We start from the raw sequence: 16,190 nt of genomic DNA, 5'->3' as shown, positions 1-16,190 counted from the left end.
CTTCGGACATCGGTCAGGGGCGTTGCAGGGCGCCGTCCGCTCGGCGCGGGGGCCGCCACGCCCGCCCGGGTGCGGCGGGCCGGGGCGGGAACTTCCGGGCCAGTCCTTCGTCGAGGTCGATGCCGAGTCCGGGCGCGCCGTTCGGCCACAGGTGCCCGTCGCGGATCTCGGGGCAGCCGGGGAAGACCTCGCGCACGGCCGGGGCGAACAGATGCTGCTCCTGGATCCCGAAGTTCGGGGCGGCCAGGTCCAGGGCTAGGTTGGCGGCATGGCCGACCGGCGAGACGTCGCCGGGCCCGTGCCAGGCGGTGCGCACGCCGAACAGCTCGCACGCGCCGGCCAGCCGCCAGGCCGGGGTGATGCCGCCGATCGCGGAGATGTGCACACGGATGAAGTCGCACAGCCGCTCCTGGACGACGGGCCGGTACTCCGCGGGGTTGGTGAACAGCTCGCCGATCGCGATCGGCGTCACGGACCCGGCGCGCAGGATCCGCAGCCATTCGATGTCCTCCGGCGCGACCGGGTCCTCCAGGTAGAACAGGTCGTACGGTTCGAGGTCCCGCGCGATGCGTACGGCGTCCGTGGGGTGCACCCGCTCGTGCACGTCGTGGATCAGCTCGGCCTCCGTGCCGATCTCCTGCCGCAGATGCTCGAACAGGCCCCGCACGGTGCGCCGGTAGGCGGCGGGGTCCCAGGCGTTGGGGGTCAGCGGCGGGCGGGCACCGGCGCGGGCCTCGGCGGCCGGTGCCCCGTAGGTGCCGGCCCCGGGGACGGCGACCTGGCAGCGCACATGCCGGTAGCCCTCGGCCATCAGGGCCCTGACCTCGTCGGCGGTCTCCTCGGCGTCCCGTCCGGCCGCGTGCGCGTACAGCGGCACGGCGGTACGGCACCGGCCGCCGAGCAGCTGCCACACCGGCAGGCCGGCCTGCTTGCCCTTGATGTCCCACAGCGCCATGTCCACTCCGGACAGGGCGTTGTTGAGCACCGGACCCGAGCGCCAGTAGCCGCTCACGTGCAGGGTGGCCGCGATGTCGGTGATGTCCGCGGGGTCACGGCCGATCAGCTGGGGTGCCAGGTACTCGTCGACCGCGGTGGCCACCGCCGCGGCCCGCTGCGTGAAGGTGGCGCAGCCCAGTCCGTACAGCCCGGGTTCATCGGTGTCGACCCGGACGACGACGAGGGTGGTCCCGGCCGGCGCGGTGAGAACCGCACGAACAGAGGTGATCCGCACCCCACCCGAAGCCCCCCAGGGCGGCTCGACGTCCTTGTCGATGGTGTCACTCACAAGCATGCCTCCCGTTGTCGGCGCCCCCGAAGGGGCGCGGGGAACTGCGCGACCAGCCACAAGGCACCCGCAGCCGACCGAAAACCGACGCCCGACGGCGCCCCGAAGGGGCGCGGGGAACTGCGCGCCCAGCCACAACAGACCCGCAGCCGACCGAAAACCGACACCCGACGGCGCCCCGAAGGGGCGCGGGGAACTGCGCGCCCAGCCACAACAGACCCGCAGCCGACCGACGACGCACACAGCGGCCCACCCAAACAGGCGCGGGCTCTTTGGACATGCGGCCGCGGGCACCACCAGCACAACGCACCCGCAGCCGAAAGACGACGCACAATCGGCCGAACCCAGCGGAGCGCTCAGTGGCCGATGCCCCACCGCGTATCGACCCGCCCCCCGGTGAACTGCGCTCCCGTGCCCCAGAACGGAGCGAAGTTGTAGCAGCCGGAGATCGGGGGCGCCGACTGGGTCGTCCAGTAGGTGGCGCCGCGGCCGGTCGGGCCCGAGTCCTGCACCTGGACGGCGAAGCTCATCGGGGTGACACCGGCGGGCGGTGCCTTCTTCACCGCCGCGGCCAGTTCGGGCAGTTGACTCCAGGCGAGGGCGATCTCGTACCTGGTCAGCCTGTTGCCGTCGTCCCGGGAGACGAGCACACGGCCTTCGGTGCCGTCGGCCGGCCCCGCGTCCATCGGGCCGAGGGGCGTCGGCAGCACCGCGTTGGTCGGGTAGTAGGTCTGGTAGTTGGTGCCGGGCGCCAGCAGCCGGTGCAGTTCGGACCGGCCCCCGGTGGCCAGGGTGGCGGCGAACAGGTGGGACAGGGACCGCAGACACTTCTCGTAGTGGGCGTCGCCGGCCAGCAGGTCCTCGGTCTTGTCGGCGACGGCGTCGAAGGCGAGCTGGATGCTGTCCGCCTTGAACGGGAACTGGTACCGGTCCTGCTCGAACGGCGGGTTCGACACCTGCGCGTCGTCCTCGATCAGGGCCCTGAGATACAGGAAGGCGTCGTCCCAGGCACCCTGGAACGTGTAGGTCCTGGCCTCACCGGCCGCGGACACATGGGTCATCGTCACCGGCAGCACGTCGTTCCACTGGCTCGCGCTCCCGCCGACGGTGATCTGCCGGAACGGGAGATAGGCGACCTGCACGGTCCGCGAGCCCTTCTGGTGCAGGCCCGGGCGGTGCGGCACGGTGACGTCGTAGCCGATGGTGTACCGGTTGTGGTCGTCGAGCCGGTGGCGCGTGAGGGGGAAGGAGACGATACGGGCCTCGCCGGGCCGTATCCCGCTGACCGGCGCGGTCCGCCGCGCCGTGCGCCAGCCTTCCGGCAGGGTGACGGTCAGGGACGCGTCCAGGGTCTTCGGCGACACGTTCTCCACGCGGATGTCGACGGTGCTGCCGGTGCCCAGCGGTTTGACGAAGGACAGCGGGCTGATGTGCAGCGGGGTGTCGTAGTCGAAGCGTGCGTCGCGGGTCAGGGCCCGCCTGAGCGCTTCGGGTGTCAGGTCGCTGTCGAAGTAGACGACCTCCCACGGCTTCAGGGTCAGGGTGACACGGCGCGCTGTGCCGTCGGTGAGCCGGCGGCCCAGGTAGTCGTAGGCCCGGATGCCCCGCGCGTCGTGCAGGGTGAGGGTTCCGGTGTGACCCGCGTCCTGGTGCTCGTCGGTTCCGTCGTAGATCTGGTCGGCGTAGAGGGCGGCCCGGCCCCTGCCGTCGGTGCCGCGGAACAGAAAACCCCAAGTCGACTTGGCGTCCGGGTACAACTCGGCCTGCATCTCGGCGTCTTCGAGCAGACCCGTCATCGTGGCGTAGGCGACGACGGCGGGCAGCGGGGTCTTCGTCGTCACGTCGTAGATGTTGAAGTCGTCTCCGGAGTACCCCTTGTCGTAGGACAGGGAGAACCAGAAGATCCGGATGGGTGACTGTTCCTCGGCGCCGGCCAGCATGTGCAGCAGATAGGTCGGGGCCAGCGTCCTGGCCACCGCGTAGTCGGCCTCCTCGCGCGGCAGGTCCGCGAAGTTGTAGCGGGTCGCGGTGCCCAGCTCGGTCTGCCACTGCCCGCCGCGCCCCTTCGTGCGCGACCAGAGCCTGTCCATCTTGATCTGCGTCTTGGTCATGGCGTACTGGGTCGCGTCCGGGTAGCCGTAGGCGTGGTTGACGGAACCGTCGATGTACCCGGTGTCCTTGGAGCCCTGGGCGTAGACGATGTCGCGGTTGTAGGAGACCGAGCCGCCGCCGATCAGGTGGACGTCCGGGAACTCGGGCTTCACCCGCTCCCAGATCATCCTGCACATGTCCCGGTAGTCCTGAGCGTCGCCGGTCTTCCAGGTCCAGCCGTGCACCCACGGCTCGTTCCACAACTCCCAGTAGTGCACGAGGTCCTGCAACGGGGCGATGGCGTGGTAGACCATCTCGACGTGCGCGGCCATGTCCTTGGGCCGGTTCTGGTGCGGCCTGAGCGGTTCCCCGTCGGGTCCCGGCGCGACGTTCCACGACATGTTGTAGTTGATGCCGCCGAGGGTCTCGATGCCGTGCCGGTGCCATTCGGCGATCTCGGCCCGGGCGGCGTCGATCCTGGGCTGCTGCCAGAACACCCCGGGCGACGGGGACACGATGTTCGGCTGGACGGCGTCGATGCCTCTCGTCCACTTCACGCCGATGCGCTGCGCGATCGACTTGGTGATGGCGGGTGTCGACTCCGGCCGGATGCCCATGCCGAACACCGAGCCCGGGCGGCGTCCCTCGGCCGCGGGGCGGATCACGCCCAGTCCGAGGGTGTCGGCGAAGAGCCGGGTGCCCGCCTCGTCGGTGACGGTGACGGTGACCGTGTAGTGGTCCGGGCCGAGGGAGCCGAGCGGGACGGTGACGGTGCCGGGGGTTTGGGCCGCGGCCGAGAACGCCTCGGCCCCGCCGTGCAGCGGTGCGCCGAGCCGGGCCGATATCGACCAGGTGATGGTCCCGCTCAGCGCGGTGGGACTGTTGACGGTGACCAGCAGGTCGGGGGTCGCGGGTGTGTCACCGCTCACCGGGTAGAGCCCGGTGGGGTCGGAGAAACCGACGGTGACCGGGGACGCGGCGAGCGCGCCGGCCTGGCCGTCGGCGACGGTGGCGGCGCGGGCGCGCGGGGCCAGGACCCCGGCGGCGGTGACGCCGAGGGCGGTGGCCGCGCCCAGACCCACGAGGGTGCGGCGGGACATCTCGCCGGGCGCCGGCGTTGCCGTGGTGCTGCGAGGACGTCGATCTTGGCTGTCTGACACGAGCGGATCTCTCCAAACGTCAGCGCGGGGATTGCTCGGATGACACCGGCCTGAGCACACACAGGCCGGACGGGGGTACGGGAACGGTGTTCGGGCCGGGGACCAGGCTCCGCACGGCCGATCCGGCGGGCCGGCCGCAGGCGTCGCGGGCGTCGAGCCGGACCTCGACGGCGCGCCCCCCGACGTCGAGGATCACCTGCGCGGCGGCGGTGGAGTTGACCAGGGCCACCTCGGTGAGCCCGGCCAGGTCCAGTGGCGCCGAGCGGTGTTCGGCGTAGAAGGTGAGCACGGCCCGCCGTCCGTCGATGGCGAGCACCGTCTCGTACAGCTGGTCCGGGCGCCCGGCCCGGATCTCGCCCTGGGTGAGGACGTCTCGGTACTCGCGCCAGAAGCCGAGCCAGAACGCCGTCAACGCGCGGTGTTCCTCGCTGGGTCCGGTGAGCCGGACGGAGATCTGGGGCGTCGCGTACAGGGCCGAGTGCAGTTGCCTGGCCGCTGCCCGCGCCGAGGCGCCCGGGTCCCACATGAGCATGTCGGAGTGGACGGATCCGGCCCTGGCGGCGGCGCGGATGTCGAGCGTGCGCACCCGGTTGGCCGTGGCGTCGGCCGGGCAGTCGCCTGCCCGCAGCAGGTTGCCGAAGCCGAGCATGCCCGGGCCCGCGTAGGGCTGGCGGAGTTCGACGAGCAGGTCGTCGCCGCGCAGTGCGCGCAGCCGGTCGCGCAGCTCCGTCAGGAGTCGGTGCATCGCCCGGCCGATGTCAGCCCCCGCCGGGGTGCCCTCCTCGTCGGCGTAGACCGTCGCGAAGTCCAGGAAGTCGATCTTCAGTCCGTCCAGTCCGTACCGGTGGACGAGGCCGGCGCAGGAGTCGACCACGTGCCGGCGTACCTCCTCGTGCCGCGGGTCGAGGACACGGCAGCCGAGCCGCGCCACGGTGTGCGGGGCGTAGCCCTCCAGCTCCTGGTACGCCTCGGTGCGCTCGCCCAGGAGCAGCGGCGCGATCCAGGCGACGTAGCGCAGCCCGAGCCCTCGCACGGTGCTGACGTGCGCGGCGAAGTCGGGGAACTTCGCCGGGTCCGGCGTCCAGTCGCCGCTGCCGGAGTAGCCCGGGCCCTCGGCGCGCGTCTGCCAGCCGTCGTCCAGCAGGAGCACCCCGCAGCCGGCCTCGGCCGCGCGCCGTGCCTCGGCCTCGACCCGGGTCGCGTCCACGTCGCGGTGCAGCGAGTACCAGGTCGAATAGGCCGGGGTGCGCGCCGCATCGGGCACCGGCAGGGTGTCGGGGGGCGTGAGCGGCCGGGTCAGGGAGCGCAGCGCGTCGGCGAAGGGCGCTCCCGGGGCCCCGACCCGGACACGGCAGTGCTCGCTCGGGGACAGGTCCATGGCCAGCCAGACGCCGAAGCGGGCCGATGCCTCGTTGAGGCCGAAGCGGATCCTGCTCGTCTCCGTGACCCGGTCGGACGCGAACGCCAGCAGGGTTTGGCCCGCCGAGTCGTACAGGCAGCCCAGCGGCGCCGAGTCGACGAGGCCGACGGTGCGCCAGCGGCCGGCCCAGTCCGCGGTGAGATGGCGGTCCCAGCCCACCGCGGGGTGCCAGTAGCCGACGGCGTCGCCCAGCGGAACGTCCAGGCGGAGCACGGTCGTCGCCGGCCCCGCCCGCACATGGAGCACCGCGCCGGCCGCGTCCTGCTCCACTTCGAGGGGCGGGCCCTCGGTCAGCCGGCTGGCCTTCACGCCGTGCGTGTGCAGTGCGTCATGGTCGGCCCACAGCCGCGCCAGATCCATGATGTCCGCCATTGCCGTTCCTCTCCGAGGTGCGGGTCAGGGACACAGCCCGAGTGCGGGACAACGTTGCCTCGTCGCCCAGAAAACTCCCCGGTGGGCTGATGTCGACGAGGTGGACGTGCCGGGTCGCACCGGCGAGCAGCCCGCCGTGCCGTGCACCGGGGGCCAGTCGTGAACCATAGCCATCCGGGACAACGTTGCCTAGGGCTTGGACAAGCTCCGTGTCACCCGCCCGTGGTGGATCAACCCGCCGCCGGTGCGCCGGAACTGCCGCGCTCGACCAGCGTCGTGGGGATCACGACCGTCTGCGGCCGTGATGTGTCGCCCGCTATCCGCTTGAAGAGCAGTTCCGCGCCGATCCTTCCGATGGCGCGGACGTCGTACGACACGACGGTGAGCGGACGGGCCATCAGACCGGCGGTCTCGAAGTCGTCGAAACCGATCACGGCCACGTCCCGCCCGAGCCGGTTCAGCGCGCCGAGCGCGCCCAGCGTGATCCGGTTGTTGAGCGCGAACAGAGCGGTCGGCGGCTCGGGTCCGGCGAACATCTCCTCGATGGCCGCCTCGGTCTCCGCCAGGGTGTGCAGACCGTACCGGATCAGGTCGGGCCGGTAGGGCAGCCCGCCCCGTTCAAGGGCCTCCTCGGCGGCCGAAAGGCGCTGCGCCATGGGCTGGATGGTCAGCCAGTCCGAGAGCACGCCGATCCGCTCGTGCCCGCCGGCCACCAGGTGTTCGATCGCGGCCCGCGCGCCCGCCTCGTTGTCGATGAGCACGGTGTCGGCGCGCAGGTTCGTGGGCGGGCGGTCGAGGAACACGGCCGGCGTGCCCATCTCGATCTCGGCGCGCAGATAGGCGTGGTCGGCGGTGCTGCCCGCCGGGACGACCAGCAGTCCGTCCACCCGGTTCTCGCACATCCGCAGCAGGAGCCGGCGTTCCCGTTCGGCGTCCTCCTCCGAACTGGCCGTGATCAGCAGCGTGTCGTTCTCCAGGGCGCACTGTTCCACGGCCGCGGCGATGCCCGCGTAGAACGGGTTGGCCAGATCCTCGATGAGCAGTCCGACCGTCGCCGAGGTGCTGCGGGAGCGCAGGTCCCGGGCCATGTTGTTGCGGCGGAACCCCAGCCGGGCCACCGCGGCCAGTACCCGCTCCGCCAGTTCCGGGTCGACGGTGGAGACACCGTTGACCACGCGCGAGACCGTCTTGAGGCTGACACCTGCCTCGCGTGCGACATCGACCATCGTGGGGCGCCGTGGCCTGGCGGTGCTCGGCCTCGGTGTGGTCATGGACGGGACGCTCCTCTCGGCGGCACGGCGCCGAGAGGCTGCCGAGGCCGCCCGCTGGGCGAGGGCACAGCCGCCGGGGCCGCGAAGGTCACCCTACGCCATGGCGGGCCCCCGCTCCGCCGGGTCCGCGTCCGGCGCCGAGCAGGGCCAGGCCGGCGCCCGGCCGTTCGGCGCTGCCGCAGCCGCCGGCCCGCCGGCCTGCCTCGTCGCGGGCCGCACGGCGGCGCCGGGGGGTCAGTTCGCCGGCGGGGGCGGGGCCGTCGTGGCGCGTACCTTCAAGGTGCTCGGTACGACGTTCTCGCGCAGCGTCGGCGGGTGACCGTCCAGGATGTCGAGCAGGATCTGCGCCGCGCGCCGCCCCACGTCGACGCTGTGCGGGCTGACGCTGGTCAGCGGCGGGTCGACGAGTTCCGCGGCGGTGGTGTCGTCGAAGCCGGCGACCGAGACGTCACCGGGCACGGCCCGGCCCTCCTCCCGGAGCCTGCGCAGCGCCCCGAAGGCCATGCCGTCGTTGAACGCGAAGATCGCGGTGGGCGGCTCGGGCCGGGACATCAGCCGTCCGGCGGCCGCATGGCCGGATGCGGCGGTGAAGTCGCCGTGTTCCATCAGGTCGTCGGGGACCGCGCGACGCGCGTCGGCGAAGGCGCGGCGCAGCCCGCGCAGCCGGGCGGCCATGGCGAGCCGGTTCTCCGGCGGTCCGCCCACGATACCGATCCGGCGGTGTCCCAGGGCGAGCAGATGCTGCACGACCGCGTAGGCGCCGCCCTCGTCGTCGGGGTGGACGCAGTGCAGGTGTTCGTCGGTGTAGCCGATGACGACCGTGGGATAGCCGGCCCACCGCAGCGCGGGCAGTGCCTCGCCGCCGACCCCGGCCTCCACCAGCAGGCCGTCGACCTGGCGGCGCCGGGTGAAGCGGCGGTGGGCGGAGGCGGCGTCGTCGGGCACCTCCCGGGTGGACAGCAGCATGCCGTACCCGCGTGCGGCCAGTTCCTGGTCGGCGCCGCCGACCAGACGGATCAGATGGTCGTTGGAGAACGCGAAGTCGGGGTTGTGCGGCAGGACCATGCCGACGGCCTCGGTGCGCCCGCTCGCCAGGGCGCGGGCGCCCGCGCTCGGCCGGTAGTCGAGCCGGCGCATGGCGGCGAGCACCTTGCCGCGGACGCCGTCGGTGACCGTGGGGTCGCCGTTCACCACCCGGGAGACCGTCTGGTGGGAGACGCCCGCCTCGGCGGCGACGGTGCGCAGGGTCGGCCGTTGGGACACGCGTACGTCCTGTCCGTGATCGCTCACTTGATCTCGGACACATCTTAGGAATCACGGTCGCCCAAGGGGAAGGCGGTGCACATGGATTGACGCGTTGCTCGGCGGGTTCTAGCTTCAACTCAGTCACGTGAACGGTCACTTACCTCTGATCAGCCGGAAGCGGCTCGCCGAACAAAGGACCCTGATCATGAGCGACAGGAAGCCGGACCGGAACCTCCCCTCATCCGCAGGCAGCGCGGTCACCCGCCGTCAGGCGCTCGCCTACGGCAGGAACGCCGCGCTCGCCGTGGGGCTGGCCGGTGTGTTCACCGAGCAGAGCGCCGGCGGCGCGGCGGCGGCGCCCGGCACCGCACGGGGCGGCCTCACCGCGGCAGGAGCGGCCGCCTCCCCGGCCGCCGCCTCTCCGGCCGCCGGCACGTCCGATGTCGTCACGTCCTGGATCGGGAACTCCTTCTCGGGGGCCACCGAGTGGATGCAGGACTTCGTCTTCGACATCGCGGTCGCCGCCGACGGCACCGTCTACACCGTCAGTTTCTGGGACGAGGGCGGCAACTACGCGGGCATCTACAAGGACGGCCGTCTCATCGGCAACTGCAAGGGGGCAGGCGGAGACGCGGTGGCGGTCAACGGGTCGTACGCGTATCTGTCCGTCGGCAACGGTCTGACGCGGTTCAACCTGAGCGGCACCGGCACCTCGCTGACGTTCCCCGTGGGCAGCCCGCCGGCCGCGGCGGCGGCCTCGGCGACCCAGGTGGTGGCCACCGACCGGGCGGCAGGCCAGGTGAAGGTCTTCGACGCGGCCACCGGAGCGCTGCAGCGCAGCTGGAGCGTCAACCAGCCCGGTGCCGTGGCCATCGATGCCGCCGGGGGCATCTGGGTCGTCGAGAACATCACCCGCGACACCAACGACGGACACTTCTGGCATGTCGACCCGGCACGGCCGGCCCGGATCCTGCACTTCTCCAGCACCGGCGGCGCGCTTCCGGGGACCATCAGCGGGCCGTCGAAGGACTGGATCCCGACCTCACTGGCCATCGACGTCCACGGGGACCTGCTGGTCGGCGACAACGGCCCGCTGCGCCAGGTCCACACCTACGGCAACCTGTCCGGGACGCCGGTGCTGACCCGCAGCCTGGGCCAGGCCGGCGGCATCGGGGCGGGCACTCCTGGCCGGAACCTCGCCGACAAGTTCTTCGGCATCAGCGGGGTCGGCGGCGACTCGGCCGGCAACGTGTATGTCGCCCTGTGCGAATTCGGTTCGTGGATCCGCAAGTTCGACGCTTCCGGCGCCCTGGTCTGGCAGCTCATGGGGAGCGCGTTCGTCGACGGTGCCGACTTCGACCCGCAGTCCGACGGGCTGGACGTCTACACCAAGCAGTGTCACTACCGCCTCGACGTCGGCAAGCCGCCGGGCAAGGACGCGGCCTGGCGCGGCTACTCACTGGACTCGGTGAAGTATCCGCAGGACGCCCGGCTGTTCCTGGCGGGGCATCAGCATCATGCCGCCTCGCCGTTCCTGGTGCGCCTGAACGGCTCCCTGTACATGTACCTCACGGGCATGTACTGCTCCCATCTGCTCATCTACCGCTTCGACGGCGAGATCGCGAAACCCTCCGGGGCGTTCTTCAAGCAGCACTGGAGCGGCGACGACCCGAACTGGCCGCCGTACCAGCCCGCGCAGGGCCAGTGGATCTGGCGCGACATGAGCGGGAACGGCGCCTTCGAGGCCGGCGAATACCTTCAGCCGGGCACCGGCCTCAACTCCCCCGGCAACTGCTGGGTGTGGTTCGTCGACAGCGCCGGAGACGTCTGGGAGGGCGGGGACCGCGATCTGCGGCGCTACCCGCTGCGCGGCTTCGACACCCACGGCAACCCGGTCTACGACTATGCGAGCATGGTGACGATCCCGCTGCCCGCGCCCTTCACCACCGTCCGCCGGCTGCGCTACGACCCGGCCACCGACGTCATGTATATGGCCGGGTACACACCCGCCGCGCCGTTCGAGAACGCGTACTGGAAGGAGGCGGGCAAGGTCCTCGCCCGCTACGACCGTTGGAGCACCGGCAACCGCACACCCACCTGGACCGCCCTGCTGCCCTGGGACACCGCGGCCACACCCGCGGTGACCACCGTGAGCCTCGCCTGGGCGGGCGACCATGTCTTCAGCGTGGGCGTCCAGACCCGCGGCAAGGTGTGGGTCTGGCGGGCCGACACCGGCGCCGCCGTGGGCAGTTGGGTCCCGGACGGCACCGTCGGCGGGGTGGACCGGACGGGCTGGGTCGACATCCCGTACGGCGTCTCGGCGGTCCGGCGCTCCACGGGTGAGTACCTGGTCACCGTCGAGGAGGACCTGTTCAACAAGGTGCTGGTCTACCGCTGGGTGCCGTAGGCGCTCCGCGCGAAGGGGCGTGACACGCCGTCGGTCAGCTGCCGCGCCGTCGTGGCTGGTCGCGTCCGCGCGGCGGAGCCGCATGTTGATACGGTCCCGCGCCCCTTTGGGGCGCCGGTTTCGGTGGAGTTAAAGCGGAGGGGTCTCCGGTTGTGTTACGGTCGGGCAAGCGGAGACTCCTCCGCTTCATCCGTCATCGCACGGGGAGGGTTCTCCCATGACCTCTGCCGACACCCCTTCCATCCACCCTTCCATCGACGTCACGGCCGGCGGCGCCCCGCGCCCCGGCGGACCCGGACCGCTGGCCGGCCGCACCGTCTCCCGCATCGGGTACGGGGCCATGCAGCTGGAACGCCTGCACGGCGACCGCAAGGCCGGCGTCGCGCTGCTGCGCCGCGCGGTCGAGCTGGGCGTCGACCACATCGACACCGCCCAGTTCTACGGCAACGGATTCGTCAACGACCTGATCCGCGAGGCGATCCGCCCGCAGGACGAGGTCGTCGTCGTCAGCAAGGTCGGCGCCGACCCCGATCCGGACGGCCCCCTGCCGCTGCGGCCCGCGCAGCGGCCCGAGCAGCTGCGGGCGAGCGTGGAGGCCAACCTCGCCGCCCTCGGCGCCGAGCGGATCCCCGTCGTGAACCTGCGGCGCCTGGACGCCGGCCCGGGACTGCGGGCCGAGGGCGACCAGGCGGTCGACCTGGACGACCAGCTCGCGGTGCTGACCGGGCTGCGCGACGAGGGCAAGATCGGCGCGATCGGCCTGAGCGGCGTCACGTACGACGTGCTGCGCCGGGCGCTCCCGGCCGGCATCGTCTGTGTGCAGAACGCCTACAGCCTGGTGAGCCGCGTCGATGAGGACATGCTCCGGCTGTGCGCCGCCGAGGGCATCGCCTGGGTTCCGTTCTTCCCGCTCGGCGGCGCGTTCCCCGGCCTGCCGAAGGTGACCGACGAGCCCGCCGTGCGCGACGCCGCGCGGTCGCTGGGCCGCACCGCGTCCCAGGTCGGCCTGGCCTGGCTGCTGCGGCACGCCGAGAACGTCCTGCTCATCCCCGGCACCGCGGACACCGGTCATCTGGAGGAGAACATCGCGGCGGGGACAGTCCGACTGGACGACCTGGACGACGCGACGCTCGCCGCCCTCGACGCCGTGCCCTCCCGTACGACCGAGATCACGCTGGGCTGAGCGGCCCCGGCGGGGGCCGCACGCGCCGTCGACGGGGAGACGGGCAGGGGCGGCCCCGGGCGCCTGAAGGCACCCGGAACCGCCCCGCGCCAGGCCCGGGAGTCACTCCTCCCGTTCGTACTCCGCCTGGGCATTGCGGTTGAGCAGGTCCTCCTGGGCCGAGTGGTAGATGCCGCTGACGAACTGGCGGGCGTGCTCCCGGTCCATCGCCGTGCCCTGTTCGCTGACCAGGCGGTCCGTCCACTCCTGGACCGTCTTCTCCATGTTGATGTCGTCACCCTTGGCCATGGTTCTCCTCCTCCTGGGGCCGGCGCCGCCGCGGCCCGCGGGGCCGGCGGGCTTCCCGGTCATGGGAGAGCGTCCGTACGCCTCACACGCTAGGTCCACGCGCCGCGCTCGGCGACTCGTGTCCCCTGCGGCGGCCGGGCGGGCGCCCGCCCGTGAAGAGGTGCCGTGAAGAGGGGTCACGACCGGGTCAGCGTCGAGTGGAAGGTCCACTGGCCGGAGCCCACCTCGTACACCGCCCGCGAACTCTCGGTGCGCAGCAGGCGTGCGCCGCGAGGGGCGTCAGCGTGGCCCGCGTCCGCCGGGACGTGGATCTCCGCCGTGCTGCCCGCGGGCACATCCACGGTCAGCCGGAAGCGGCCGGAGTCCCGCCGCCAGTCGGTGCGCGCCACACCGTACGGGGTGGTGTACGAGCCGGAGGCGGACGTCATGTCGCCCTCGACCGCGGGGTCGATGAGCAGCTTCGCGTAGCCGACCGAGTCGGCCGTCTGCCCGATGCCCGCGACCCGGCCGGTGAACCATCCGTCGATGGCGCCGAGCATGAAGTGGTTCTGCGACTGGCCGGGGCCGCCGTCCCAGGATTCGCCGAGCGTCGTGTTGCCGGCGCGGACCTGGTAGCCGTAGCTGGGGCTGGTCGTCTGTGTGGCGATCCGCCAGACGATGTCGTCACGGCCCGCGGCGGACAGCACGCGGAAGGCGGCCGGCAGGGAGATCTCGCCGAGCACCAGATGGTGTCCCGCGTCCCGCACGGATGTCGTGAAGTGGCCGAGCAGACGGTCCCGCTCCCCCGCCGGGTAGGCGCCCATGTCGAGTGCCAGCGCCTCGGCGCCCTGCCCGCCGCCCCCGAAGGTGCCGGTGGCGGTGTCGTAGTACTTGGCGGCGAGTGCCTTCGCGCTCGCGTCGGCCTTCGCCCGGTACTCCGCGGCGGCGGCCCGGTCGCCGAGGACGGTGGCGATCCGGCCGAGGGTGTCCACGACCCGCCAGTAGCCGTAGGTGCCGGCCACCGCGCGCGGGAAGGTGCGGTCGGGGGTGAACCAGTCGCCGAGGCCGTAGTCCAGGATGCCGCCCGAGACCTGGTTCTCCAGGAAGGCCGCGTACTGCCGCATGCGCGGGTAGTACGTGCTCAGCGTGGACCGGTCGCCGTAGGTGGTGTACAGCTGCCAGGGCACGAGCACGAAGGCGCCGCCCCAGTTGGCGTCGTTGCGGTAGGCGCCGGGCAGGTTCGTGTACTCCGGCACGGTGCTGGGCACGAGCCCGTCCGCGGTCTGCGCGTCGGCCATGTCCCGGACGATCTTGCGGAGGTGGGCCTGCATGTCGTAGTTCCCGGCGAGCGCGGGGAAGACCAGCTGGTCCTGCTCCAGCCAGCCCAGCTTCTCCCGGCTGGGGCAGTCGGTGAGGACGCTCATCATGTTGCCCTCGATCGCCCGCCGGATCAGCCCGTGGATGTCGTTGACGAGCGGGTCGGAGGTGGTGAAGGTGCCGGCGGACGCGTTGTCGGTGCGCAGGACCTTGCCCCGTACCGTGACCGTGGCGCCGTCGGGGACGCCCTTGAGTTCCAGGTAGCGGAAGCCGTGGTAGCTGAACCGCGGATGCCAGGTCTCGGCGCGGCCGCCACGTGCGGTGTAACTGTCCCACAGCGGGGCGCCGACGTTGCTGATGGACTGGAAGGCGTGGCCGGCCTTGAGGCTTTCGGCCGGGTAGACGCGGATCTCGGTTCCGGCGGGCGCGGTGACGGTGATCTCCGGCCAGCCGGCGATGTTGCGCTTGAGGTCGAAGACGCGGCTGCCGTCCGCGCCGTCGACCTCCTTGCCGGTAAGGGTCTCCACGACCCGGATCGGCTCGGTCTCCCGGGCGCTGAGCTGGGCCGGCCGCTCCGTGCCGCCCGGCCCCGGCACGGTCACGGCGCGGCGCCAGTCGTGGCGGTCGCCGCGCGGCTCGTCCCAGCGCGGGATCTCCCGGCGCGCGTCGTAGTCCTCGCCTCCGTACCAGTTGGACGAGGTGGTGGGTCCGAGTGTGGTGCGCCAGTCGTCGCCGCTGGTGACGGTGCGGACGCTGCCGTCGGCCAGGGTCACTTCGAGTCGGGCGATCAGCTTGGGGTCGCTGAGGTTGCCGTACAGCTTGCGGTAGCGGTCGGCGGTGCTGACGACGTTGGACATGCCGTTGCCGAGGGCCACGCCGATGGTGTTGGCGCCGGTCCGCAGCCGGTCGGTGACGTCGTAGGTGGCGTACTGGACGCGGTCGGCGTAGTCGGTGTTGGCGGGTTCCAGGACGGCGTCGCCGACGGGTTCGCCGTTGATCGTGGCGTCGTAGACGCCGAGTCCCGCGATGTAGAGGCGGGCGCTGCGCACCGCGCGCGGGAGGGTGAAGTCGTCGGTGAGCAGCGGCAGTCCGGACGGCAGGTAGGGCTCGGGCGGGCGCTGGCCGGTGACGTGGGCGAGCGGGGTGAACGGTCCGGACGGATCGTCCGCGCCGGCGAGCGCGTAGTCGGTGGGGAAGCCGGGGACGCGGCCGTCGTCGGTGAGGACGTCGGCGCGCGGGTAGAGCGCCACCTGATCGAAGGTCTTCGCCGACTTCAGGTCCAGGGTGAGGGTGACGGGGGTGTCGGCGACGTCGGGGCCGGGGTGCGCGGCGCTGGAGTATCCGGCCGCGGTCTGCAGTGCGCTGTTGGGCAGCCCGTCGACGGCGAGGGCGGGTTCCCAGGTCTTGCGGACGGTGTTGCTCTCCGAGGCGGTGGCCGCGGCGCCCTTGGCGAGGCCCGTGGCGGCGGTGACGGAGTCCCGGACGTCGATCTCGCCGAGTTGCAGGCGCCAGGTGCGGGCGGGGAAGTCCTCGGCGAGCGGCAGGCCGAGCCGGGTGACGTCCAGGCGCAGGTAACGGGCGGTGGTGCGCGGCACGTCGACCACGACCGGCTGGACGGTGCGCCGGCTCAGCTGCCAGTCGGGGTGGGTGATCCAGTCGGCGTTCCAGTCGGACCGCCGGGTCAGTCCGGTCTCGAAGACGGCGGTCTCGCTCCAGGCGGATCCCCGGGTCCCGTGCTGCGACCACAGCATGACCCGCCAGTACACGCGGGTGCGGGAGCCGAGTGCCCGGCCCGCGTAGGTGGTCTCCGGGGTGGCCGAGCGGACCTTTCCGGAGTCCCACAGGTCGGGCCGGCCCGCGCGCAGCCGCTGCGGGCTGGTGGCGGCCTGGACCCGGTAGGCGGACTGGAGGACGTTCGCGGCGCGGGCGGTGGTCCGCCAGCTGAGCGAGGGGGTGGTGTCGTCGATGCCGAGGGCCCCATCGAGGTGCTGGGTGCGCAGCCGGCTCGCGGTGAGCGCGCCGGTGGTCGTGGTGGCGTCGGCGCTCACGGCGCCGGCCAGCACGGTCGCGAAGGCCGTGAGCGCGGCGGTCAGCAAGGGCAGGCGGCGCCGGGGGCCGCCGGGTACGCGGGATCTGTGCATGGTGCTCCTACGGGTGGCGTCGGGGGCCGGA

The 16,190-nt window shown here is 72.3% G+C and carries 9 protein-coding genes; 2 read left to right on the top strand and 7 right to left on the bottom strand.

From position 1 onward, the window contains the following. Nucleotides 1-13: 13 nt before the first annotated feature. The 5 genes from AC27LF_RS28135 to AC27LF_RS28115 all read right to left on the bottom strand — a co-directional run bounded on the left by AC27LF_RS28135 (nucleotide 14) and on the right by AC27LF_RS28115 (nucleotide 8,862). Nucleotides 14-1,285: an enolase C-terminal domain-like protein gene (locus AC27LF_RS28135; RefSeq protein WP_479656619.1), complete on the bottom strand. Its 1,272-nt coding sequence runs from the start codon at nucleotides 1,283-1,285 to the stop codon at nucleotides 14-16. Nucleotides 1,286-1,641: 356 nt separating this feature from the next. Then, nucleotides 1,642-4,476, bottom strand: coding sequence for a DOMON domain-containing protein (locus AC27LF_RS28130; protein ID WP_479656618.1), 2,835 nt, complete (start codon nucleotides 4,474-4,476; stop codon nucleotides 1,642-1,644). A 79-nt stretch (nucleotides 4,477-4,555) separates the two neighbouring features. Beyond that, nucleotides 4,556-6,328, bottom strand: coding sequence for a glycoside hydrolase family 36 protein (locus tag AC27LF_RS28125; protein WP_479656617.1), 1,773 nt, complete (start codon nucleotides 6,326-6,328; stop codon nucleotides 4,556-4,558). A gap of 230 nt (nucleotides 6,329-6,558) precedes the next feature. Then, entirely contained in the window at nucleotides 6,559-7,599 is a 1,041-nt protein-coding gene (locus AC27LF_RS28120) for a LacI family DNA-binding transcriptional regulator (RefSeq protein WP_479656616.1), read from the bottom strand. A gap of 234 nt (nucleotides 7,600-7,833) precedes the next feature. After that, entirely contained in the window at nucleotides 7,834-8,862 is a 1,029-nt protein-coding gene (locus tag AC27LF_RS28115) for a LacI family DNA-binding transcriptional regulator (protein WP_479656615.1), read from the bottom strand. A 187-nt stretch (nucleotides 8,863-9,049) separates the two neighbouring features. On the opposite strand from AC27LF_RS28115, the gene AC27LF_RS28110 reads away from it, so the two are divergent. Together AC27LF_RS28110 and AC27LF_RS28105 are read left to right on the top strand one after the other, a co-directional pair. After that, entirely contained in the window at nucleotides 9,050-11,251 is a 2,202-nt protein-coding gene (locus AC27LF_RS28110; RefSeq protein WP_479656614.1) for an NHL repeat-containing protein, read from the top strand. Between the two features lie 217 nt (nucleotides 11,252-11,468). Next, a complete protein-coding gene (locus AC27LF_RS28105; RefSeq protein WP_479656613.1) occupies nucleotides 11,469-12,434 on the top strand; it encodes an aldo/keto reductase in 966 nt (321 codons plus the stop codon). A 102-nt stretch (nucleotides 12,435-12,536) separates the two neighbouring features. Here AC27LF_RS28105 and AC27LF_RS28100 read toward each other — a convergent pair whose 3' ends face one another. Together AC27LF_RS28100 and AC27LF_RS28095 are read right to left on the bottom strand one after the other, a co-directional pair. Continuing rightward, nucleotides 12,537-12,722 (bottom strand): hypothetical protein, encoded by a 186-nt coding sequence (locus AC27LF_RS28100; protein ID WP_404030512.1) that lies wholly within the window; start codon nucleotides 12,720-12,722, stop codon nucleotides 12,537-12,539. A gap of 176 nt (nucleotides 12,723-12,898) precedes the next feature. Further along, on the bottom strand, nucleotides 12,899-16,159 hold the full coding sequence (locus AC27LF_RS28095) for a family 78 glycoside hydrolase catalytic domain (protein WP_479656612.1): 3,261 nt from the start codon (nucleotides 16,157-16,159) through the stop codon (nucleotides 12,899-12,901). Between the last annotated feature and the right edge of the window lie 31 nt (nucleotides 16,160-16,190).

It is taken from the genome of Streptomyces diversicolor, from assembly GCF_057537855.1.
Note: the sequence above shows the minus strand (reverse complement) of the source record. Positions and strands in the feature narration are given on the sequence as shown.

Bases quoted from the DNA above. Each gene is read 5' to 3' on its own strand.
- AC27LF_RS28110 (WP_479656614.1), top strand. From the start codon at position 9,050: ATGAGCGACAGGAAGCCGGACCGGAACCTCCCCTCATCCGCAGGCAGC.
- AC27LF_RS28105 (WP_479656613.1), top strand. From the start codon at position 11,469: ATGACCTCTGCCGACACCCCTTCCATCCACCCTTCCATCGACGTCACG.
- AC27LF_RS28100 (WP_404030512.1), bottom strand. From the start codon at position 12,722: ATGGCCAAGGGTGACGACATCAACATGGAGAAGACGGTCCAGGAGTGG.
- AC27LF_RS28120 (WP_479656616.1), bottom strand. From the start codon at position 7,599: ATGACCACACCGAGGCCGAGCACCGCCAGGCCACGGCGCCCCACGATG.
- AC27LF_RS28095 (WP_479656612.1), bottom strand. From the start codon at position 16,159: ATGCACAGATCCCGCGTACCCGGCGGCCCCCGGCGCCGCCTGCCCTTG.
- AC27LF_RS28130 (WP_479656618.1), bottom strand. From the start codon at position 4,476: ATGTCCCGCCGCACCCTCGTGGGTCTGGGCGCGGCCACCGCCCTCGGC.
- AC27LF_RS28125 (WP_479656617.1), bottom strand. From the start codon at position 6,328: ATGGCGGACATCATGGATCTGGCGCGGCTGTGGGCCGACCATGACGCA.